The following is a 19879-nucleotide window of genomic DNA, read 5'->3' as shown; positions in this document are numbered from 1 at the left end:
CATCACTGTTGAGGAGTCAAGCAATGTCACCCTTCCAGATGTTGAATCTGCCCAACGGCCAGACCGTCGGCAACCGTATTGCCAAAGCCGCGATGGAAGAAAACCTCGCGGACCGAAACCAGGCACCGTCCCGCGAATTGTTCCGTTTGTATCAAGCCTGGGCCGACGGCGGCGCCGGTTTGCTGTTGACCGGCAATGTGATGATCGACCGCCGCGCCATGACCGGGCCCGGTGGCGTCGTGCTTGAAGACGAGCGGCATCTGGAGCGCTTCCGCCAATGGGCCGAAATCGCACGCAGCGGCGGCGCGCAGGTCTGGGTCCAACTCAATCATCCCGGTCGTCAGACCTTTGCCAATATGGGCCAGCAAGCGCTGGCGCCATCGGCGGTGGCACTGGAAATGGGCTCATTCTCGAAACTGTTCGCCGAGCCCAGGCCAATGACCGAGGACGATATCGAAGAAGTCATTCAACGTTTCGCAAAAAGTGCCGCCCTTGCCGAAAAAGCCGGTTTCACCGGGGTGCAGATCCACGCTGCGCACGGCTATCTGCTCAGTCAGTTTCTCTCGCCGCTGACCAACCGCCGCACCGATCGCTGGGGGGGTTCGCTGGAAAACCGCGCGCGCCTGCTGCTGTCGGTGATCGAGGCCATCCGCCAGGCAGTTTCGCCGCAATTCTGCGTGGCCGTGAAACTCAATTCGGCGGACTTCCAGCGCGGCGGCTTCGACACCGACGACGCACGTCAGGTGATCGAATGGCTCAACGAGCAGCCGATTGACCTGCTGGAACTGTCCGGCGGCAGCTACGAAGCCCCGGCAATGCAAGGTGAAGCGCGTGACGGACGCACCCTCGCCCGCGAGGCATTCTTTCTGGAAATGGCCACCGAACTGGCCAGCGTCGCGCGCATGCCGGTGATGGTCACCGGCGGTATCCGCCGCCTGCCCGTGGTCGAACAAGTGCTCGACAGCGGCATCGACATGGCCGGCATCGCCACTGCGCTGGCCATCGAGCCAAACCTGGTCAAACACTGGCGGGAAGGCCGTAACAGCGAGCCGCAACTGCCACCGATCCGCTGGAAACGCAAACCGCTGGCCGCACTGGCGAACATGGCCGTGGTTCGCTTCCAGATGTCCCGTCTGAGCCGTGGCCGCCAGCCCAAGCCCGAGGTGTCGGCACTCTGGGCGCTGATCCGCGACCGGTTGTACCTCAGCCGCCGGACCCGCCAGTATCGACAGGCGATGGACGTCTAACGCCCGGCAAACCGCAGGCGCGACAACTGACGCAGGTCATCCTCGACGTAGTAGTCGTTGGTCCAGCGGTCATCCGCCGCCAACGGCTGCACCTGTTTCAACGCCAGTTTTTTCGCGAAGTAGCGAAAACGGTAATGCTCGTAGAACCGCAGCAGTTCCAGGCCATAGCGATCCGCCAGATCGGTGTCGCCGCGAATGATCAGGTAGTTCTCGTCATTGCCGTTGCTGGCCGAGGTACTGAGGTTGTGGCTGCCGCTGATGATGGTCGGGCTGTCGCTGGTGAAGTCGATGACCACCGCTTTGGTGTGCACCAGCAGGTTGCCTTTCTGGCCTTTCATGTTTTCCCGCAGCCAGCCTTCCAGCCCGGTGTTGAGCAATGCGGTGGCGGCAAATTCAGCGGTTCGGTCGGCGTGAAACCCGGTGATGCGGCTGACCGTGTTTTGCAGGCCGTACCGCAGGATGTCGTCGTGGGACTGGCCGAGCAATGCGTTGAGAATCGCGTCGGGCAAGGCGAAGGCGGTAACGAACAGCAGGTCTTTCTTCGCCCCCTCGATGATGTCGACGAACTCCCGCAAATCCGCACCGCCGGTGCGCGGGGAGAACCCGGCAAACAAGGGCTGTGCCGGATTCATCGGGTTGTATTGAGTGATCCAGTCTCGGGTGACGCCGACGTCCGCCGGCTCGGCCCAGATCTGCTCGAAGGTTTTCAGGTAACTCGCGCTGACCGTCGAATCGTCCAGCACATGCACCACGTTGGCCTGGCGGTATACGCCGTTGGCGGTGAAGTTGGTGCTGCCGCACAGCACCGCTTGCGGGTGGCGCTCGCCGCCTCCGTCGAGGCGGCTGAGGACGATGAACTTGTTATGGAAAATGTTGTGAGTGACCCGCCCGCGTTTGCTGGTCGCCGGCAGTTTCGCAAGGCTCGCTTCGTTGATCGTCGTGTCTTCGTCATCGGGCCGGGCGTGATACAGCACCCGCACCTGAACACCCCGATCGAACGCCGCGTTCACCGTGTCGATGATGGCTTGCAACTGATACTCGTAGATCGCGATGTCCAGCGCCCATTGACCGTCCGTTGCACGTTCGATAAACCCTTGCAGGCGTCCGAGCAGACCGTTCTCCAGCCACTGACGCGCCGCATCGGGCCAGGCTTCGATGGGCAGTTTTTTGTTGGCGCTGATCAAGGCGTCGAGTTCGGGGAATTTGCGCTGAAACGCCTGGCTCGCAGCCACGGCGCGGTTGAAGATCACGCTCTGATTCGCGGGGTGACCGTCGTCGGAACGAATCGTCAGTTCCAGCGCTTCGCCCAGTTGCGGTGCATCCGGCGAGCCATACGCCAGGTGTACGCGATAGTGGATCGTCATGCCCGGATTGACTGCGTAATCGGCCCAGCGAAATTTCTGTAGCGGTGCCTTGTCGCTGGGCGTGGCGTGAAACTGCGGGAAGGTATGGGCCTTGTCGGGAAAGGTCAGGCTATTGAACAGAAACAGCCACGGTTTGGCGCCCTGCTGCTTTTCGATGGCAAATCCCAGCAGGCCTTTGCGGCGGGATTCGGCGAGGTCCATGGCGAGCAGCACGCCATTGGTTCCGGCGTAGGCCTTGACGCGAAAATCGTCCTGCGGATTGGCGACCAGTACGCGCATGATTCACTCCTTGTGATTGGGCCCCACTGCAGCATAGCTCTCAGACCGACAACAACTCGTCGATATGCCGGTAATCGGCGTCCAGCGCTGTCGCCAATTGCCTTGCACGGCCCAGCCGGATCGGCCCGCGCTCGATATCGATCAACAGGCCGGGACACACCAGCGCTGGCATTTGCGGACAGTCTTTCAACCGGCCATCGGTGATCACCAGCAACCGTTGTTGTTCGGCGGGAAAACGCTTGCGCCGCACCGCAAGCCAATGCCCGGCTTCCGTCAGCGCCGCCAACAGCGGCGTGCCGCCTCCCGCGCCCAACCCATCGAGCCATGCGCGCAACCCGCTGGAGGCCTTCAGTCCTTGCACCTGCCATTTCGGCGCCGCGCCGCTTGCGGTCAGCAACGCAAGACGCGCGCGCTGCCGATAAGCGTCGTCGAACAGTTGCGCGAGCAAGCCCTTGGCATCGCTCAATGCCTGATGGCGACGGGTCGAAGCGGAGGCATCGACGACCACCAGCCACAGTTCATGGGGCGTGCGGGTACGCAGTTGAAACAGCAGGTCCGCGCGGACTTTCGGGCGGCCATTGAGCAAGGTTCCGGGCCAGTTCACCGAGCCGCTGCGAGCCGCATGCCGCTTGCCTTGTCGGCCGTTATCGAGCCGTCCGGCCCGGGGTCTGGCATTCGCCCCCGCGTCAGATCGGGGGCGAATGCCTAAGGCTTTTTTTGTAGGTGTGGCGGCCAGGTCGGGACTTCACGGCGGGCACCGGTTGCGAGGGCCGGAGCCGGCATTTCGCCCCACTGGCCCTGCCCTTCGCCCAGCTCGGCGTCAGTGCCGGACGGCGATTGCGCCGGTGGCGGCGGACTCGCCACTGACTGCTCGCGACGCCGGTGACGCAAGGCAAACTCAGCCACGGCATCGATATCCTGCTCGGCAATGGCTTCGGCGCCGCGCCACGCCGCATGCGCCCGCGCGGCACGCAACCAGACCAGATCGGCGCGCAAACCGTCGACGCCTGCGGCGAAGCAGCGCTCGGTGATCTGCGCCAGCGCCGCGTCATCCAGCGCAATAGCCGGTAAAACGTTGCGGGCGTTCTCGCAGCGCTGACGCAGAACCTGCTGCTCAGCCTCCCACTGCGAACAAAACGCTTGCGGATCGCTATCGAAATCCAGTCGACGACGAATGATCTGAGCCCGCTCGTTCGGCGCAGTGTGGCCACTCAGCGCAACGTTCAGACCGAAGCGGTCCAGCAATTGCGGACGCAACTCACCCTCTTCGGGGTTCATCGTGCCGATCAACACAAACTTCGCCGAATGCCGATGGGAAATGCCATCACGCTCGATCAGGTTGGTGCCGCTGGCGGCGACATCAAGCAGCAGATCCACCAAATGGTCCGGCAGCAGATTCACTTCATCGACATACAACACACCGCCATCGGCCTTGGCCAACACGCCGGGAGAAAACTGCGCACGACCATCGCTCAATGCCGCGTCCAGATCCAGCGTGCCGACCAGTCGCTCTTCGGTGGCGCCCAACGGCAAGGTGACAAACTGACCACTGGCCAACAGATCCGCCAGACCCCGGGCGAGCGTGGACTTTGCCATGCCGCGCGGGCCTTCAATCAGCACGCCGCCGATCTTTGGATCGATGGCCGTCAGGTACAGCGCCAGTTTCAGGTCATCGGCGCCGACCACGGCGCAGAGCGGAAAATGCGGGGTGTCGGTCATGTTCAGTCTCAGCTCTCTTCTTCTATATCCAGCAGCAGGTTTTCCAGGGCCTCTTTGTAGGCGCCCGGCTCCTGCCACATCCCGCGCTGTTGTGCTTCGAGCATGCGTTCGGTCATGTCGCGCAAGGCGTGGGGATTATGCTCGCGCACGAACTCGCGGGTCGCAGGGTCCAGCAAATACGCATCGGCCAGCAAGGCGTACTGGTGATCCTCGATCAACTGCGTGGTGGCGTCGAAGGCAAAAAGATTATCGACCGTCGCCGCCAGTTCGAACGCGCCTTTATAGCCGTGGCGCTTGACCCCGTCGATCCATTTCGGATTCGCCGCTCGGGAACGGATCACCCGGTTCAGCTCTTCTTTCAGGGTGCGAATCTTCGGCAGATCCGGCTGACTGTGATCGCCGTGATAACTGGCCGCCGCTTCACCGCGCAGGCTTTCCACGGCAGCGAGCATGCCGCCCTGAAACTGGTAATAGTCGTTGGAATCGAGCAGGTCATGCTCGCGGTTGTCCTGGTTCTGCAGCACGGCCTGTACCTGGCTCAGACGCTGGACGAACTGTTCGCGGGCGGCGGTGCCTTCGTCAGAACCGCCGTAAGCGTAGGCGCCCCAGCTCAGGTAGACCTCGGCCAGATCCTCGCGGGTTTGCCAGAGGCGACCATCGATGGCGCCCTGCACACCCGCGCCATAAGCACCGGGTTTGGCACCGAAAATCCGCCAGCCAGCCTGACGACGCGCAGCGTCCTCATCCAGACCCGACTGCCGCAACGCCTCGCGCTCGGCACGCACTTTGGCGGCCAACGGGTTGAGATCGTCCGGTTCGTCCAGTTCCGCCACGGCTTGAACGGCGGCGTCGAACAGGCGGATCAGGTTGGCGAACGCGTCGCGGAAAAATCCGGAGACCCGCAGCGTGACATCGACCCGAGGCCGGTCGAGCAGGCTCAGCGGCAGAATCTCGAAATCATCGACCCGCTGACTGCCCGTGGCCCAAACCGGTCGCACGCCCATCAGCGCCATGGCCTGGGCGATGTCATCGCCGCCGGTGCGCATGGTGGCGGTACCCCAGACCGACAGGCCGAGTTGGCGCAGGTGGTCGCCGTGGTCCTGCAGGTGTCGTTCGAGAATCAGGGTTGCCGACTGGAAACCGATTCGCCACGCAGTGGTGGTCGGCAGGTTGCGCACGTCCACCGAATAGAAATTGCGCCCGGTCGGCAGCACATCAAGACGACCGCGACTCGGCGCACCACTCGGGCCGGCCGGGACGAAACGGCCGCTCAGGGCGTCGAGCAAACCTCGCATTTCGGCCGGACCGCAGGCATCGAGGCGTGGGGCAACGACTTCACGAAGATGGTCGATGATTACGCCGACTTCAGACCAGTGAGGACCCTGTGGGAGCGAGCTTGCTCGCGATTGCGGTGTGTCAGTCCCAGAAGTGTTGGCAGACAAGACGCCTTCGCGAGCAAGCTCGCTCCCACAGGAATCGCTCACAGCGTGCGTGATCAACTCCGTTGCGAACAGCTCAAGGCGTTCGCGGGTATCCCCTGCGGTGCGCCACACTTCTCCGCTGACCGCCTGCAACTCGTCGGGACGCAGGCCATTCCAGGGTTCGGCAAGTACGCAATCCAGCGGATCAAACCCCAACTGAAACGCCTTGGCCAACGCCCGCAACAGACTCGATTGCGCCCCTTTGCCATCGCCACGCGGAATCCGCAGCAGCGCGAGCAAGGTATCGATACGCAAACGTCCGGTCGGCGACTCGCCAAAAATGTGCAGCCCATTGCGGATCTGCGATTCCTTCAAGTCACACAGATACGTATCCAGACGCGGCAGCCAGATCGCCGCATCGGCATCGCTGTCGAGGGCTTCGTCGAGTTGCAGTTCGCGGTCAATCTGCGTGTCGCGCACCAGTTGCAGAATGTCGCGCTGCAACTCACGGGCGCGGCGCGGGTCGAGCAGTTGGGCTTCGTAATACTCGTCGGCCAACAGCTCCAGATTGCGCAACGGACCGTAGGTTTCAGCGCGGGTCAGCGGCGGCATCAAATGGTCGATGATCACCGCCTGGGTGCGACGTTTGGCCTGGGCGCCTTCGCCCGGATCGTTGACGATGAACGGATAGATGTTCGGCAGCGGCCCAAGCAGCGCGTCCGGCCAGCAGTTATCCGACAGGCCGACGCCTTTGCCGGGCAACCATTCGAGATTGCCGTGCTTGCCGACGTGAATCACGCCGTGGGCGCCGTAGGTCTGGCGCAGCCAGAAATAGAACGCGAGGTACGCGTGCGGCGGCACCAGATCCGGGTCGTGATACACCGCGCTCGGATCGACCTGATAACCCCGTGCCGGCTGAATGCCGACGAAAGTCAGACCAAAACGCAGGCCGGCGATCATCATCCGCCCGTCGCGGCACATCGGATCGTTCTGCGGCGAACCCCAACGCTCCAGTACCGCCGCGCGATTGGCTTCAGGCAGCGCGTTGAACATCGCCAGGTAATCGTTCATCGCCAGGCTTTGCTGGCATGGACGCTGATCGAGGGTGTCAAGGTCATTACTGACGCCGCCGAGCAATTGCCGGATCAGTTCAGTGCCGCTTTCCGGCAGTTCAGCCGGCAGCGGATAACCCTCGACCTGCAACGCGCGCAGGATATTCAGCGCGGCGGCCGGCGTGTCGAGGCCGACGCCGTTGCCGATGCGCCCGTCCCGGGTCGGGTAGTTGGCGAGGATCAGGGCGATGCGTTTTTCAGCGTTCGGCACCCGCGCCAGTTCAACCCAGCGGCGCGCCAGTTCGGCCACAAAATCCATGCGCTCGGGCTGCGCCCGATAACACACCACATCGGACTGACTGCGCTCGCTGCGCCACGCCAGGTCCTTGAAGCTGATCGGCCGACTGATGATCCGGCCGTCGAGCTCCGGCAAGGCAATGTGCATCGCCAGGTCCCGCGGTCCAAGGCCCTGCTCGCTCTCGCGCCAACCGGGTTCATTATCCTGGGCGCAGATCGCCTGGAGCACCGGAATGTTTCGACGGAATGGCCGCAGATGCGGCGCTTCGGGACTGGACTGAGCGAAACCGGTGGTGTTCAGGATCACCGAAGCGTCAACCTCATCCAGCCAGTCCTCGACCACCGAGAGGCAGCCGGGTTCTTTCAGACTGGCCACGGCGATCGGCAGCGGATTGAGTCCGGCCGCCTGGAGCCGTTGGCAGAAAACGTCGATAAATGCCGTGTTCGCCGCTTGCAAATGCGAGCGATAAAACAGCACCGCCGCTACCGGATGACCGGGCCGCCAATCGGCTTGCCAGTCACTCAGTGCGGCGGTGTTTTTGTTCGGGTGGTAAATCGCCGTGCGCGGCAGCGTCTGCGGCTCGCCCCACACGTAATCCCGCGCCAGCCAGCGGTTGGCCAGACAGCGGAAGAACTCCAGCGCATTGCCCATGCCGCCCTGACGCAAGAATTGCCAGAGTCGGTCACGATCTTCGGCACCGACGGTGCTCAGGTCACTGAGCTCCGGGTCGGGCCGGTCATCGCCCGGCACCAGAATCAACTGCACGCCACGCTCGGACAATTCCACCAGCCGCTCGACGCCATAACGCCAATAAGCGATGCCGCCGTGCAGCGAGATCAGAATCACCTTGGCGTGGCGCAGCACCTCATCGACGTACAGGTCGACCGACGCATGGTTCTGCACCTGCATCGGGTTGGCCAGGCGTACGCTCGGGTAATCCTCGGGCAGTTGCTGCGCCGCTTCGGCGAGCAGCGCGAGGCTGGAATCGCCGCTGCACAGGATCACCAGCTCGGCGGGGGTTTGTCCAAGGTCGGCAATGTTGTCATCCGACACGAAACCGCCGGGCTGAGTCCTGAGCAGGTGCATGGTTTAAACGCTGAGCGCGGCGCGCAGTTGCGCTTCGAGCTGGGCAGCGTCCAGTTCCTGACCGATCAATACCAGACGGGTGATACGCGCTTCATCGGCGCTCCACTGGCGGTCGAAGTGCTTGTCGAAACGTGTGCCCACGCCCTGGATCAGCAAGCGCATCGGCTTGTTCGGGATGGCCGCGAAACCTTTGACCCGCAGGATGCCATGCTGGACCACCAGTTGCGTCAGCGCATCGAGCAGCAGACTTTCGTCGGCTTGCGGCAGTTCGATGGAGATCGAGTCGAAGGCGTCGTGATCGTGGTCATCGTGATCGTCATCGCCTTCACCGTGGTGGTGATCGTGGTGGCTGTGGCGGCTGTCGATGTGTTCTTCGGAACCGGCGCCCAGGCCGATCAGCACGTCCAGCGGCAGACGGCCGTTGCTGGCTTCGATGATTTTTACTGCTGGCGGCAGTTCTTCGGCGACTTCCACACGTACGCGCGCGAGGTCTTCAGGGCTGGTCTGGTCGGCCTTGTTGAGGATGACGAGGTCGGCGCTGGCCAGTTGATCGGCGAACAGTTCGTGCAGCGGGGATTCGTGATCCAGGTTCGGGTCGAGTTTGCGCTGGGCGTCGACCTGATCCGGAAATGCGGCGAAGGTGCCGGCGGCCACGGCCGGGCTGTCGACCACGGTGATCACCGCGTCCACGGTGCAGGCGCTGCGGATTTCCGGCCACTGGAAGGCTTGTACCAGCGGCTTTGGCAGAGCCAGACCCGAGGTTTCGATCAGGATGTGGTCGAGGTCGCCGCGACGGGCCACCAGTTCACGCATCACCGGGAAGAACTCTTCCTGAACCGTGCAGCACAGGCAGCCGTTGGCCAGTTCGTAGACGCGGCCGGTGGCTTCTTCTTCGGTGCAGCCGATGGTGCATTGCTTGAGGATTTCACCGTCGATGCCCAACTCGCCAAACTCGTTGACGATCACCGCGATGCGACGGCCCTGGGCGTTGTCGAGCATGTGTCGCAGCAAGGTGGTTTTGCCCGAGCCGAGGAAGCCAGTGACGATGGTGACGGGAAGTTTGGCCAGTGTTTTCATCGGATGCCCTTTGGCAAGGTGGCGGGCATACGGGACGAGACCGGCAGCGCGGGTGCGTGCCTGGAGAGTTCGCCACCGGATCACCCCGCCCGGTTGAAAGTGAGAATCTGTGACGAGGCAGGTCTCCTGGCTGACGGTGTTCGGGCCTTGGCCCGGTATTCGCTGCGCCTTCCCGCTGGCTCTGGATTGAGTTGGCAGTGGCGTGGCAGCGAACAGCACCGTTCACAGTTGCGGGGGCAGCCGCGGCTTGGACCGCGTTCCCTTCTTAGCTTCGGCGTGGGCCGAAGAACCTCGAAAGCGCAAGGCTACGCATGCGCGCAAGGCGGGTCAACGTCTGCGGCAATTTCGTTATATGGACATCGTTCTTTAATATATTGATCGAAAACAGTTCTCAGTTAAAAAATTAGTTGTAGGTTATCTCTTACATATCATCTAGCCACCAACTATCCCATCACGACGCTCGACCTTGAAATAGAGCGCTCGAACTCTCAAATTACATATCTTTACAAAAACCGAATTGATAAATTAAAACAAGATATGAAACATGAAGATTCAAAAGGACGCTGCACTCTACAAGAAAGGAATTCTTGCATGCCTGATTACTATCAGTATTCAACGCTTTTTATTCCTGCCCATCCTGCTTACGCGCCTGCAATATGAGCGCCGACAATGCATTGCGGCAATCTGATGGCACCGTATTGCAGGAACTGTCCCAACTACTGCGTAATTGCCACTACGCGCACAGTTACCAATATCCGGCGGTCCAGGTCGGGTTGTTGGGGCACGATGTGTCTCAGGCGTTCAACGCGACCTGGGAGCATTTGCACCCCGATACCTACCTGAGCGTGGAGAACGGCATACGCCAACGGCGCATCTGCAAGTTCGAATATCGCCAACGTGAGCGCCAATGGACAACGCTGCAAGACTGCCATTTCTTTCAAGCCCAGGCCCACAACCCGCTGCTGGGCGGCGTCCAGCGCACCTACAGCCGCAGCGAGTCAACGTTTATCGAGTCTCCGGTCCTGCAAACCGTGCTCGCTGCCGACCTGGCGCTGATGGATCTGGCAGTCGGCCCGCGCGACTGGCTGGTGACCTGTCACCAGTTCCGCATCCTTTGCGACCGGCGTAATGCCGGCCTCGCCACACCCGAGGGCCGCCATCGCGATGGACACGATTTTGTCTTTCAACATCTGATTCAACGCCAGGGCGTCATTGGCGGTGAAAGTCGGATATTCAATGAAAGTGGCGACTGTGTATTCAAAGCAACTTTGACGGATTACATGGAAACAGCCGTATTGAATGACCGAATACTTCTGCACGAAGTTTCCCCACTGCAAACATCAAGCATTAATTCGAATCGCGGCAGCCGCGACATGTTGATAATCGATTTCGACCTGGCGGACTACTAATGAACTCTTTGACGCATGTACTTTCAGCCAGCCCACCCGGCGCACATGACTTTATTATTGAGCAATTCCAACAAGCCTGTGCTCGACGAGTTTCAACGTTGTCGTTGACCGCCAACGAAAACATATTGTCCGAGACGGCGCGCACGCTCGGACAGAACCGTTTTTACGAGCGTTATTTATTCAACGCGCAAGCCATCGACGGACAACGCTATGCCGCCCAATTCAACGGCATGCACGTTGAGCACTTCCCGGAAGTCGAAGCCTTGAAGACGCTGGCAACCCAGGCTGTGCAGGCGATGTTCAACGCTCCATTCGTCGAGTACCGGGTGCTGTCCGGCGTGCACTGTACGTTGAGTGTGCTGAGCGCGCTGACCGAGCCGGGCGATGCCATTCTGTCGCTTGCGCCGGAAAGCGGCGGGCATTTTGCGACCGGGCCACTGGTGCAGAAAATCGGCAGGCGCAGCGCATTTTTCACGCTGACGGCGGACGGACAGATCGATCTCGAAGCAGTCGATCAGACACTTCAGGCACTCGGTACAGGGCCGGCAGCCGTGCTGTTCGATCACGGCCTGACCACTCGGGCAATCGCAATCGAGCCATTGCGTACGTTGCTGAACCGCCGCGGGTTGGAGCGGACACTGATTATTTACGATGCCTCGCACACCCTGGGCCTGATCGCCGGACAGGCCTTTCCCAACCCGCTTGACGAAGGCGCGGATATTCTTCAAGGCAATACCCACAAATCCCTGGCAGGTCCGCACCGGGCACTGATCGTCTGCCGAAGCGCCGACCTGGCCTGGCGAATCGAACAGACGCTCAGCAGCGGTCTGGTCTCTTCGCCCAACCTGCCCGGCCTGCTGCAATTGTTCGTCACCCTGGTGGAAACCCGGCACTACGGACAGGCCTATGCCCAGCGCATGTGCGCCAACACCCGCCAACTACATGATGCCCTGAAAGGCTTGCCGGGCTGGACGCTACACCCCACCGACACGCACTTGCTCTTGCTTGAAGGCCCCCTGGCGCGGCAAGCGGCGCAGGAACTCAATGAACTGGGCATCCGGGTCAACAACAAACAAGTCCATGGACGCGATTGCCTGCGCTTCGGCCTTCAGGAAATCACTCGCCTGGGGATCAGCAGCGAGGACCTGGATGCCTTGGCCCACATAATCCGCAATGTCTTGAGCGGCGGTGCGAACGGCGTGGATCGGATCCGTCTGTCGCACATTTGCCAGCGCCTGAACCGAATCCATTACAGCTTCGACCCGGAGGTTTGCCGATGAAAGCAAGCGCCTGCCTGATCATAGGCAACATCCGCGAAGGTGAGTACGAAGGCCTGATTGCCGAGGGCATTACTCCGCTGTTGATCGCCGACAGCCGTAAAACCAGCAAGATTGCTGACGCGACAAGAATTTCGCCAGTGGCACAGTACGATTTTTCCAGAGGACTGACGGCGGATCTGATCGGATTGACGCAACGTCTGCTCGATGAACACGGGTTCACCAGCGTGCTGAATTTCCGCGAAGGCTATGTTGCTGTCACAGCCCGCCTGTGCGCGGCGCTGCCAGCACTGGCTCACTTGCATCGCAACGTGGAAAACACGCTGGACAAGGCGTTGCAGCGCCAACACTTCCAGCAGTCGGACAACCCTGACCTGCACGTGCCGTCCCGCGAAGTACGAATCGACGACCTGCTGGCACACTCCGATGAACTGCCCTACCCGTTTATTCTGAAACCCGCGAACCTCTACAGCAGCCTGTTCGTTCGTTGCATCCACACTCACCACGATCTGCTCGACTATGCTCGCCACGAATGGCCGGCGCTGCAGCGTTATGTGGCCGGTAAAAGCCGCGAAACCGAGCAGTTGCTGTTGGAGGAGTTCCTCCAGGGCTCCAACCACTCCATCGACTGCGCAATTGCTGCGGATGGCTCGATCCACAGTTTTCCGATTGTCGACGTGATTGCCGGTGTCGATATCGGGCGTGGTGACTTCCACCATTTCGCCCGCTACACGCCATCGCTGCTGGAACCCGATGCCGGCCTGAAAGAACGCTGCCACCGACTGGCCCATGACGCCGTCAACGCACTGGGACTCAGAGGCACGTTTGCCCATGTCGAGTTCATTCTCACCGCCAGCGGACCGAAGATTCTCGAAGTCGGCGCGCGCCCCGGCGGCAGCCGGATTCACGTGATTCGCCAAGCCTGGGGCTTGCACCTGGACGTCTGCTACCACCGGACACTGTCCGCTGAAATGCAGCCTCTTTCCGGCCGCCCCCCCGTTGCGTTCGGCATTGCCACACCGTTCGCCCGCACCGACCGGTTCTATGACGGGCTGCACCACGCCGAGCGCATCGAACGCCTTGCGGGATTCCAGCGCCGGTATGCCTACGTCAACCCGGGCGATGCCATCGGACCGGTCAGCAACGGTTTCCAGAACTACCTGTACATCGAGTTCAAGCAACCCGATACCGCCAGCCTGCGCGAATCCTTGCTGGCCGTCGCCGACATCGATGTCTACGGCGAAGTCCCCGGCGCGACGAGCATCCGTCACATTCTGCTCATCGGCGGCCGCGATTCGGGAATGGACTGGGATACACAACGGCAGTTTCGCTTTACCCTCGTGCACCAGCCTGGTGACCTGTCTGACTATCAGCGCAAGCACGCAACACCGGTACTGACGCCGGACATCGCAGAACTGGACACTTACAGCGAAACCATCGAGCGACTGCACCGTCAGCACCCGTTCGATGCCGTGGTGTCATTTTCGGAACTGGGCCTGTTGCCGGCATCCCGGCTGGGTGAACAACTGGGCATCGCCCACAACAGCCTGGGCAGTGTCGAAGTCAGCCGCGACAAGCTGCTGTTTCGTCAATTGTTGCAAGGCAGCCGCTACGAATTGCCGGCCGCCGCCGTCAACAGTCGCGAGGAGGTTCGTGCCTTCGTGCTCCGTCATGGCCCGGCCATTGTCAAACCCGTCAACGGCTCCGGTAGCCAAGGCGTCTACGCCATCGACCGGCCAGAGGATGTCGCGCAACTGCCGCTTGAGGGCCGCAATCTGATCGAGGCCTTCGCCACCGGCGAGGAATACAGTGTCGAATCCTTGAGCCTGGATGGCCGGCACCAGATTCTCGGCATCACCCGCAAACACACCAGCGGTGCGCCGGGGTATGTCGAAACCGGCCACGACTTTCCCGCCGGGCTCGATGATGACAGCCGCGTGCAAATCGAAGAAGCCGTGCTGTGGCTGCTCGAACGCATGGGCAACCGCTGGGGCCCGGCTCACACCGAGATCAAGCTCGACGGTTCACGCCTGCACTTCATCGAGACCCAGACTCGCTTCGGCGGCGACCAGATATGGGAAATGGTCTGGAAAACCACCGGCGTGCATCTGGCGGCCAGCACCATCGCCGCAATGACGGGCTCTGCACTGCCGGAAATCGAGAAACCCTACGTGAAAATGGCGATTCGCTACATTGAAGCGGACCACACCACCGACCCGAAACCGCTGCAGGGGCGTCTGCTGCAACAGCCGTTTGCGCTGCGCGCGATCCTCAACCATGACAAGTTCGGCCGGCCCATCCGCCGCTCTGCAGACCGTCACGGCTACGTGCTGCTGGGCTGTAGCGACGCGGACGACCAGGCAGCCTTCAACGCTGCGATTTCCCACCCACGGTTCACTACCCAAGGACAGGCGCAATGACCACGAATGAAACGCTGTACCGTATCGATGGCCCGATCAGTCAGGATTTTCCGCTGATCTCCTTCTCCACCAATGTCTACGACAACCCGGCGGATATCTTTGGCTCGATCACCGATCTGGCCCGACATTTCAAGGCCGTGGAGTTCGAAATCGGCGAAGACGCCGAACAGGTCTTCTGGTCACTCAGCGCCGAGGAACGTGTCAATCTGGCCCGGCAGATCCGCCGCTTCACTGAGCACAATGGCATCACCCTGACCGTGCATGCCGGCTGGTGGGGACGCCAGTACAACCTGTGCTCCCCGGATCTGGCCGAACGCGCCCAGGCGGTCGACTGCCTGAGCGCCGCCGTGGATTTTTCCCGTGAGGCGGGTGCCACCAGTGTCACCTTCCACCCCGGCTATAAGGATCAGCTGGAAAATGGCGTGTTGCTGGACAACCTGATCGACGCGATCAATCAGGTCAGCACACGCTGCAACACCGATGGCATTGCCCTGTGCCTGGAAAACATGGGCGGACAGCGACCGAAATTTCCGGTATTCACGGTCGAGGAACACCTGCGCTTCCACCAGGAAACCGGATGCTTCGTGACCATCGACGTGACGCACCTGTGTTCGCTGCTGCCGTATGGCGAAAGCCTGTTCGAAGCCATCGCCGGTCTGGCGCCGATCACTCGGCACCTGCACATTGCCGATCTCAACGATACGCACCACCAGCATCTGCCGATCGGCGAAGGCAACCTGCGCCTGAGCGATGTGCTCAATCGTTTCGCGGTCAACGGCTATCGCGGGGTCGCGGTGGTGGAAGAGTTCATTCCGCGCTTCTCCACCGAGTACTACCTGGAGAAGGCCCTGGCCTACAAGAAAGGGGTCGAGGAACTGCTCGCCGGCACGCGGCAAAGCACCCATGCCGGTTGATTCCGCGCTGGCAAAACCGGCGTCGCACAACGAGATTGCGACCGGCATTCGCGATGCGCTGCCGTTCGTGTTCTCGCTGTTGCTGACTTTCACCCTGATCGGCATGCTCGGGCGCCGCCATGGCCTGGACTTGCCGGCCATGGTGGTGTTCAGCGGCACGGTGATGGCCTCGCCATTGCAACTGACGCTGCTGGAAACGCCCGCGCATCTGCTGAACGCCTTTGGTGTGCTGGTCTCTGCGCTGAGCATCAACCTGCGCTTTCTGGTTTTCACGCTGAGCCTGAAATCCAGCCTTGAAGGGCCGATCAAGGCGTTCGTTCCGGCACTGGCGGTAATGGCCAATGCTGCATTCACGCTTATGTCGATCCGCAAGGAACAGCAGCCAATCAGTCGAGCGTACGCCAACACTGTGTGTTTTTTGCTGTACGCCGCCGCCCTGCTCGGCACCATCGCCGGCTATTGCTTTGCGAGCCTGGCCGACAACGCCGTGATGGATCACGTCAGCGTGGTGATCGCCGTCTTCATCAGCGCCTCGCTTGGCAAGATGGCCCGCGAGCGTCACAGCTTCCACGCGCAATGGATCGCCGGCCTGGCCACCGCCGCCAGCTTGCTTTGGCTGGGCGAAGTGAGCCTGCTGCTGGTCCTGGCAGTCACAGTCCTGACGAGTTATGTCTATGACCGAACCTAGTACTTTCTGGTTGTATGTGCTGATCTGCGCACTGGTGTCCGCGATTTGCCGGCTGCTGCCGCTGGCGGTCGATGTCGAGCGGCTGTCCGGCGGTGCCCGCAGCTTCATCGGTCGCCTCGGCAAGTACACGTCGGTGGCGATGCTGGTCAGCCTGCTGGCGGGGTCACTGCTTCCGCTGACCAAGCAGCACGCCGCTGCAATGCAGTGGATTGTGCCGGTAACGCTGGCCTGGCTGCTGAGCCTGACGCCAATCAAGTCCTATTACGCGTTTCTGATCGCCTTGGCGGTGTACGTGGCACTCGCGACGCTTTAGCGCCGTCGATTGACGCGAATCCCCCGCCCATGGTCTCCTACACAACTTGTTACGGGTGCCCTTCACAGGGTGAAACGGGAAACCGGTGAATCATGTGCTTTACTCTAAAGCCATGTCAGTCCGGTGCTGCCCCCGCAACGGTAAGCGAGCGAAGCGTCAGATCCACTGTGCCGATGGCATGGGAAGGTGACGCTTGCAGGTCGGCCTGACGCCAGCCCCTCGTGAGCCCGGAGACCGGCCCGCAACACACAGTGCGCATCCTGCGTTACTGAACATAACAAACCCGCGGTGGGCGGGCGCTGTTCGAACCTCTGCGTGCCTGACTCGCAGGGATTTTCATGCGCTCTGTTCACCCGCTGACACTCCAGAGGGAAGCGCCATGTCGATCATCAGCAGCACCGGCAGCAATTCGGACAAGATCTCCAGCACCACTACCCTGAGCCAACGCCTGACCGCCGCCGTCTGCGCGTCGATCCTGGGTGCGTGCCTCGTGTATTTCGCCGGTTTCTCGCACATCGAAGCGGTACACAACGCCGCCCACGATACCCGTCACAGCGCCGCGTTCCCGTGCCACTGAGACCTGACAACATGATCAAGCGTATTGCGCAGACCGCAGGTTTCACCGGCCTTCTGGCCGCCCTGCTCCTGACGTTGCTGCAAAGCTTCTGGGTTTCGCCACTGATTCTGCAGGCCGAAACCTTCGAGAAAGCCGAACCGGTGGTCGAGGTTCACGAACACGCCGCCGGCACCGCCGCCCACACTCACGATGCCGAAGCCTGGGAGCCGGAGGACGGCTGGCAGCGCGTGCTGTCCACAACCGGCGGCAATCTGGTGGTTGCCGTGGGCTTTGCCCTGATGCTGGCGGGTTTGTACACCCTGCGGGCGCCGACCAAAACTTCCCAAGGCCTGCTCTGGGGCCTGGCCGGTTACGCGACCTTCGTGCTCGCCCCGACCATGGGTCTGCCGCCCGAGCTGCCCGGCACCGCCGCTGCCGACCTGGCCTCGCGTCAGATGTGGTGGATCGGCACTGCCGCCTCCACCGCTGTCGGTCTGGCCTTGATCGCGTTCAGCCGCAGCTGGCTGATGAAGATCCTCGGCGTAGCGATCCTTGCCGTGCCGCATGTGATCGGCGCGCCACAACCGCAAGTGCATTCGATGCTCGCACCGGAAGCTCTGGAAGCGCAGTTCAAAATCGCTTCGCAGTTGACCAACGTCGCGTTCTGGCTGGCCCTGGGCCTGATCAGCGCCTGGTTGTTCCGCCGCAAAAGCGAAGGCCAGTACCACGCATGACCGATGACAGCGCAGCGCCGACCTTCGTGGTCGGCCTGGGCTGCCAGCGCGGCTGCCCGGCCAGCACGCTGCGCGCATTGCTTGATCAGGCGCTACAGGCGCATCGAATTGATCTTGAGAAGGTCAAGGCGCTGGCCAGCATCGACCTCAAGCGCGATGAACCCGGCCTGCAGGAACTCGCCGCACAACTGGCGCTGCCGTTGCTGTATTTCAGCAGCGAAGAGCTGGCCTGTTATCAGCAACGCTTGAGTCATCATTCACAAATCGCCTTCGAACGCACCGGTTGCTACGGCGTGGCGGAAAGTGCCGCCCTGGCACTCGCCGAACAGTTGATCAGTGGCCCGGCAAAACTGCTGATTTCCCGGCAAAAGTACGCGCAGGCAACTCTGGCATTGGCCGGCGCTGCGTAAATTCCCGATAATTCCTGCTTTCGATCATGAGCATTCTTCATCTGAAGGGCTTGTGAAGCACTGCACTGCCCTTTTCTACAGGATCCAGCGATGACCGTTTACTTCATCGGCGCCGGCCCCGGCGACCCGGAATTGATCACCGTCAAAGGCCAGCGGCTGATCCGCAGTTGCCCGGTGATCATCTACGCAGGTTCGCTGGTGCCGACGGCGGTGCTGGAGGGTCATTGCGCTGAAACCGTGGTCAACAGCGCCGAGCTGCACCTGGAACAGATCATCGACCTGATCAAGACCGCCCACGCCAGGGGCCAGGACGTCGCACGAGTACATTCGGGCGATCCGAGTCTGTATGGCGCCATTGGCGAGCAGATCCGTTATTTGCGCGAGCTGGATATTCCGTTCGAGATCATTCCCGGCGTGACCGCCACGGCTGCGTGCGCCGCGCTGCTGGGCGCTGAACTGACCCTGCCGGACATCTCACAAAGCGTGATTCTGACCCGTTACGCGGACAAGACAGCGATGCCCGCCGGTGAAGAACTCGGCAATCTGGCGCAGCACGGGGCGACCATGGCGATTCATCTGGGGGTCAATCATCTGGAGAAGATTCTGGCTGAGTTGCTCCCGCATTACGGCGCGGACTGCCCGATCGCGGTGATTCACCGGGCGACGTGGCCGGATCAGGATTGGGTGGTCGGGACGCTGGAGGACATTGCCGCGAAGGTGGCGGCGAAGGGGTTTCGGCGTACGGCGTTGATTCTGGTTGGGCGGGTGTTGGGTAGCGATCACTTTGGTGAGTCATCGCTGTATCGCGCGGGGCATGCGCACCTTTATCGACCATGAATGGGATGCGGAGCGTCCCGGGCTGCATTCCAACGCAGAGCGTGGGAACGATCAAATTTCACGCAAAAAAAACGGCGCTCACGGGGCGCCGTTTTTCATGCCGCAGCGAACGCCTTAGTAGTAGGCGTTTTCTTTCTGCGTGTGGTCGGTCACGTCGCGAACGCCCTTGAGCTCCGGAATACGCTCGAGCAAGGTGCGCTCGATGCCTTCCTTCAGGGTCACGTCCGCCTGGCCGCAGCCTTGGCAACCGCCGCCGAACTGCAAAACGGCAATGCCGTCTTCAACCACATCGATCAGGCTGACCTGACCGCCGTGGCTCGCCAGCCCCGGGTTGATTTCGGTTTGCAGGTAGTAGTTGATGCGCTCGTTGATCGGGCTGTCGGCGTTGACCATCGGGACTTTGGCGTTTGGCGCCTTGATGGTCAGCTGGCCGCCCATGCGGTCGGTGGCGTAGTCGACGACAGCATCATCGAGAAACGCTTCGCTGAACGAGTCAATGTAAGCGGTGAAGCTTTTCAGCCCCAGCGCCGTGTCTTCAGGTTTTTCTTCGCCCGGCTTGCAGTAGGCAATACACGTTTCGGCGTATTGGGTGCCAGGCTGGGTGATGAAAACGCGGATGCCGATGCCCGGAGTGTTCTGCTTGGAGAGCAGATCGGCCAGGTAATCATGGGCGGCGTCGGTAATGGTAATAGCGGTCATGGAGACTCCTCGCAGGCTTGAGGCGGAGTTTACGCCAATCGGCGCGCGGCACAAAGTCCTAGTATTTACGTAGGAATAG

17 protein-coding genes and 2 riboswitches are annotated in these 19879 nt (G+C 61.5%); of the genes, 11 read left to right on the top strand and 6 right to left on the bottom strand.

Translation table 11 applies throughout. The features are described 5' to 3' along the window. Positions 1-23: 23 nt before the first annotated feature. Entirely contained in the window at positions 24-1247 is a 1224-nt protein-coding gene (locus CAF79_RS00480) for an NADH:flavin oxidoreductase/NADH oxidase family protein (protein ID WP_085695942.1), read from the top strand. Here the strand turns inward: CAF79_RS00480 and CAF79_RS00475 are convergent. From CAF79_RS00475 to cobW, 5 genes are all read right to left on the bottom strand, one after another. Then, positions 1244-2890 (bottom strand): phospholipase D-like domain-containing protein, encoded by a 1647-nt coding sequence (locus CAF79_RS00475; RefSeq protein ID WP_085695941.1) that lies wholly within the window; start codon positions 2888-2890, stop codon positions 1244-1246. The genes CAF79_RS00480 and CAF79_RS00475 overlap by 4 nt on opposite strands. Positions 2891-2930: 40 nt before the next feature. Further along, positions 2931-3494 (bottom strand): VWA domain-containing protein, encoded by a 564-nt coding sequence (locus tag CAF79_RS00470; protein WP_085695940.1) that lies wholly within the window; start codon positions 3492-3494, stop codon positions 2931-2933. Between the two features lie 101 nt (positions 3495-3595). After that, the gene (locus CAF79_RS00465) at positions 3596-4609 is read right to left on the bottom strand and encodes an ATP-binding protein (protein ID WP_085695939.1); all 1014 of its coding nucleotides are present in this window, start codon (positions 4607-4609) and stop codon (positions 3596-3598) included. A gap of 8 nt (positions 4610-4617) precedes the next feature. Then, positions 4618-8466, bottom strand: a complete 3849-nt coding sequence (gene cobN, locus CAF79_RS00460; protein ID WP_085695938.1) for a cobaltochelatase subunit CobN — start codon at positions 8464-8466, stop codon at positions 4618-4620. 3 nt (positions 8467-8469) lie between these two features. Continuing rightward, positions 8470-9543, bottom strand: coding sequence for a cobalamin biosynthesis protein CobW (gene cobW, locus CAF79_RS00455; protein WP_085695937.1), 1074 nt, complete (start codon positions 9541-9543; stop codon positions 8470-8472). A gap of 98 nt (positions 9544-9641) precedes the next feature. Next, positions 9642-9852, bottom strand: a riboswitch (cobalamin riboswitch). 347 nt (positions 9853-10199) lie between these two features. Between cobW and CAF79_RS00450 the strand changes: the two genes are divergently transcribed. The 10 genes from CAF79_RS00450 to cobM all read left to right on the top strand — a co-directional run bounded on the left by CAF79_RS00450 (position 10200) and on the right by cobM (position 19101). Next, complete coding sequence (locus CAF79_RS00450) at positions 10200-10952, top strand: 2OG-Fe dioxygenase family protein (RefSeq protein ID WP_085695936.1); 753 nt, start codon at positions 10200-10202, stop codon at positions 10950-10952. Further along, positions 10952-12232: a hypothetical protein gene (locus tag CAF79_RS00445; protein WP_085695935.1), complete on the top strand. Its 1281-nt coding sequence runs from the start codon at positions 10952-10954 to the stop codon at positions 12230-12232. Before CAF79_RS00450 ends, CAF79_RS00445 begins: the two co-directional genes overlap by 1 nt. Then, positions 12229-14649: an acetyl-CoA carboxylase biotin carboxylase subunit family protein gene (locus CAF79_RS00440; RefSeq protein WP_085695934.1), complete on the top strand. Its 2421-nt coding sequence runs from the start codon at positions 12229-12231 to the stop codon at positions 14647-14649. The genes CAF79_RS00445 and CAF79_RS00440 overlap by 4 nt, the downstream gene beginning before the upstream one ends. Beyond that, positions 14646-15563 carry a sugar phosphate isomerase/epimerase family protein gene (locus CAF79_RS00435; RefSeq protein WP_085695933.1) on the top strand — a complete coding sequence of 306 codons (918 nt, stop codon included), beginning with the start codon at positions 14646-14648 and terminating at the stop codon, positions 15561-15563. Before CAF79_RS00440 ends, CAF79_RS00435 begins: the two co-directional genes overlap by 4 nt. Then, a complete protein-coding gene (locus CAF79_RS00430; protein ID WP_170929675.1) occupies positions 15553-16251 on the top strand; it encodes an AzlC family ABC transporter permease in 699 nt (232 codons plus the stop codon). Before CAF79_RS00435 ends, CAF79_RS00430 begins: the two co-directional genes overlap by 11 nt. After that, positions 16238-16564: a hypothetical protein gene (locus CAF79_RS00425; RefSeq protein WP_085695931.1), complete on the top strand. Its 327-nt coding sequence runs from the start codon at positions 16238-16240 to the stop codon at positions 16562-16564. Before CAF79_RS00430 ends, CAF79_RS00425 begins: the two co-directional genes overlap by 14 nt. Positions 16565-16600: 36 nt before the next feature. Continuing rightward, positions 16601-16822: riboswitch (cobalamin riboswitch) on the top strand. Positions 16823-16943: 121 nt separating this feature from the next. Next, on the top strand, positions 16944-17141 hold the full coding sequence (locus CAF79_RS00420; protein WP_007959524.1) for a CbtB domain-containing protein: 198 nt from the start codon (positions 16944-16946) through the stop codon (positions 17139-17141). An 11-nt stretch (positions 17142-17152) separates the two neighbouring features. Further along, entirely contained in the window at positions 17153-17854 is a 702-nt protein-coding gene (locus CAF79_RS00415) for a CbtA family protein (protein WP_085695930.1), read from the top strand. Then, positions 17851-18264 carry a cobalamin biosynthesis protein gene (locus tag CAF79_RS00410; protein ID WP_085695929.1) on the top strand — a complete coding sequence of 138 codons (414 nt, stop codon included), beginning with the start codon at positions 17851-17853 and terminating at the stop codon, positions 18262-18264. Before CAF79_RS00415 ends, CAF79_RS00410 begins: the two co-directional genes overlap by 4 nt. A gap of 90 nt (positions 18265-18354) precedes the next feature. Continuing rightward, on the top strand, positions 18355-19101 hold the full coding sequence (cobM, locus tag CAF79_RS00405) for a precorrin-4 C(11)-methyltransferase (RefSeq protein WP_085695928.1): 747 nt from the start codon (positions 18355-18357) through the stop codon (positions 19099-19101). Between the two features lie 114 nt (positions 19102-19215). Here cobM and nfuA read toward each other — a convergent pair whose 3' ends face one another. Further along, positions 19216-19800: a Fe-S biogenesis protein NfuA gene (gene nfuA, locus CAF79_RS00400; RefSeq protein WP_007959519.1), complete on the bottom strand. Its 585-nt coding sequence runs from the start codon at positions 19798-19800 to the stop codon at positions 19216-19218. Positions 19801-19879: the final 79 nt, after the last annotated feature.

The organism is Pseudomonas sp. B26(2017), from assembly GCF_002113045.1.
Classification (GTDB): Bacteria; Pseudomonadota; Gammaproteobacteria; order Pseudomonadales; family Pseudomonadaceae; genus Aquipseudomonas.
This window is presented reverse-complemented; position numbering and strand designations above follow the sequence as displayed.

Excerpts from the sequence above, each read along its gene's own strand:
- nfuA (WP_007959519.1), bottom strand. The coding sequence starts at position 19,800 with ATGACCGCTATTACCATTACCGACGCCGCCCATGATTACCTGGCCGAT.
- cobW (WP_085695937.1), bottom strand. The coding sequence starts at position 9,543 with ATGAAAACACTGGCCAAACTTCCCGTCACCATCGTCACTGGCTTCCTC.
- CAF79_RS00445 (WP_085695935.1), top strand. The coding sequence starts at position 10,952 with ATGAACTCTTTGACGCATGTACTTTCAGCCAGCCCACCCGGCGCACAT.
- CAF79_RS00410 (WP_085695929.1), top strand. The coding sequence starts at position 17,851 with ATGACCGATGACAGCGCAGCGCCGACCTTCGTGGTCGGCCTGGGCTGC.
- CAF79_RS00430 (WP_170929675.1), top strand. The coding sequence starts at position 15,553 with ATGCCGGTTGATTCCGCGCTGGCAAAACCGGCGTCGCACAACGAGATT.
- CAF79_RS00435 (WP_085695933.1), top strand. The coding sequence starts at position 14,646 with ATGACCACGAATGAAACGCTGTACCGTATCGATGGCCCGATCAGTCAG.
- CAF79_RS00450 (WP_085695936.1), top strand. The coding sequence starts at position 10,200 with ATGAGCGCCGACAATGCATTGCGGCAATCTGATGGCACCGTATTGCAG.
- CAF79_RS00420 (WP_007959524.1), top strand. The coding sequence starts at position 16,944 with ATGTCGATCATCAGCAGCACCGGCAGCAATTCGGACAAGATCTCCAGC.
- cobM (WP_085695928.1), top strand. The coding sequence starts at position 18,355 with ATGACCGTTTACTTCATCGGCGCCGGCCCCGGCGACCCGGAATTGATC.
- CAF79_RS00465 (WP_085695939.1), bottom strand. The coding sequence starts at position 4,609 with ATGACCGACACCCCGCATTTTCCGCTCTGCGCCGTGGTCGGCGCCGAT.
- cobN (WP_085695938.1), bottom strand. The coding sequence starts at position 8,466 with ATGCACCTGCTCAGGACTCAGCCCGGCGGTTTCGTGTCGGATGACAAC.
- CAF79_RS00480 (WP_085695942.1), top strand. The coding sequence starts at position 24 with ATGTCACCCTTCCAGATGTTGAATCTGCCCAACGGCCAGACCGTCGGC.
- CAF79_RS00415 (WP_085695930.1), top strand. The coding sequence starts at position 17,153 with ATGATCAAGCGTATTGCGCAGACCGCAGGTTTCACCGGCCTTCTGGCC.
- CAF79_RS00475 (WP_085695941.1), bottom strand. The coding sequence starts at position 2,890 with ATGCGCGTACTGGTCGCCAATCCGCAGGACGATTTTCGCGTCAAGGCC.
- CAF79_RS00425 (WP_085695931.1), top strand. The coding sequence starts at position 16,238 with ATGACCGAACCTAGTACTTTCTGGTTGTATGTGCTGATCTGCGCACTG.
- CAF79_RS00440 (WP_085695934.1), top strand. The coding sequence starts at position 12,229 with ATGAAAGCAAGCGCCTGCCTGATCATAGGCAACATCCGCGAAGGTGAG.